We start from the raw sequence: 1,293 nt of genomic DNA, 5'->3' as shown, positions 1-1,293 counted from the left end.
CCCTCGCTCTCGAGAGCTCCGGGATCGTCGAGCGCCGTCGTCAGGTCGTCCAGAGCGACCCTCGTCAGTCGGCTGATGTGTGGGAGTGTGAAACCGCACTCCACCGTCAGCGTCTCCAGGATCGCGCATGCGGAGGAGTTCATGTAGGTCACGGGGATCACGGGCACACGCCCGTCGGCGTCTACGGCGTCGAGGTCGCCGAGCACCTCTTCGAGCTGCTCCCAGCACTCCTCGACCTGGTCGATGTCGGCCATGTCGGCCATCGAGCAGCCGGCGGCGAGGTTGGGAAGGATCACCGCCTGGTCGGGCTGTGAGAGCAGGTCGGCGGTCTCGGCCATGAAGTGCACTCCACAGAACACGATGGCCTCGGCGTCGGAGCGTCCCTTGGCTGCAGTCGCAAGCTGGAAGGAGTCCCCGACGTAGTCCGCGTGCTGCACGACCTCCTCCCGCTGGTAGAAGTGGCCGAGGATCACGACCCTGTCGCCGAGGGTGGCCTTCGCCGCCCGGATCCGCCCGTCGAGTTCTTCCTCCGAGGCTTCGCGGTACTCGACGGGCAGTTCGCCCTGTCGAGGGGCTCCGGTCGGGATCACATCCCCCATCGACGAGCCCGGTCCGTAGCCCGGTCGTGCGTCGAAATCCCAGGGGCCGGCTGCGAGATCGGTGGCGCACGTGGCATCGGTCGACGCTCCGCTGACGATGGCCTGGATCGCATGGTCGACCGAGGCGTCCAGGGGCGGGACAGCAGGAGCGGGTACGAAGGTGATGCTCATCGGGTGCTCGTTTCTTCGGGACCGAGCGGGCCACGATCGGCCAGCTCGACATCGGTGTTGTCGCGATACAGACGCGCGGGGCGGTGGCTTCCGGTGCGGAACCGGTCGGTGGGGAGCAGGTTGCCCGCTGCCTCCACCTGGCGGCGGAAGTTGGCGGGATCGAGGGTGCGGTCGAGGATCGCCTCATAGGCCTCCCGCAGCTCGGCGAGCGTGAACTCCGCGGGCAGGAATCCCTGCGCGACGCGGCTGTATCCGACCTTGTTGCGCAGTCGCCACAGTGCGTACTCGACGATCTCGGTGTGATCGAAGGCCAGCTGCGGCAGCTCGTCGACGTCGAACCACTTCACGTTCTCGGGGGCGGCGCCGGATGCGCGATGTGCTGCGCTCTGCGCCGTCACGTCGTCCTGTCGCAGCAGCGCCCAGTACACGATCGACACGACCCTGGTGGGGGAGCGGTCGACGGCGCCGAAGGCGTAGAGCTGCTCGAGGTAGCTGGGGGCGAGGCCGGTGGTCTCGGCGAGGG

General features: G+C 68.1%; 2 protein-coding genes. Both read right to left on the bottom strand.

Features of this window, described 5'->3' with window-relative positions:
• A partial coding sequence (gene nadA / locus KZA10_RS15545) for a quinolinate synthase NadA (protein WP_256934949.1) occupies positions 1-770 on the bottom strand: 770 nt, incomplete at its 3' end.
• Positions 767-1,293 (bottom strand): NUDIX hydrolase (locus KZA10_RS15540; protein ID WP_218683337.1); only part of this gene is annotated, 527 nt, incomplete at its 5' end. The genes nadA and KZA10_RS15540, both read right to left, overlap by 4 nt.

Source organism: Microbacterium sp. BF1 (genome assembly GCF_019279095.1).
Lineage (GTDB): Bacteria > Actinomycetota > Actinomycetes > Actinomycetales > Microbacteriaceae > Microbacterium > Microbacterium maritypicum.
This window is presented reverse-complemented; position numbering and strand designations above follow the sequence as displayed.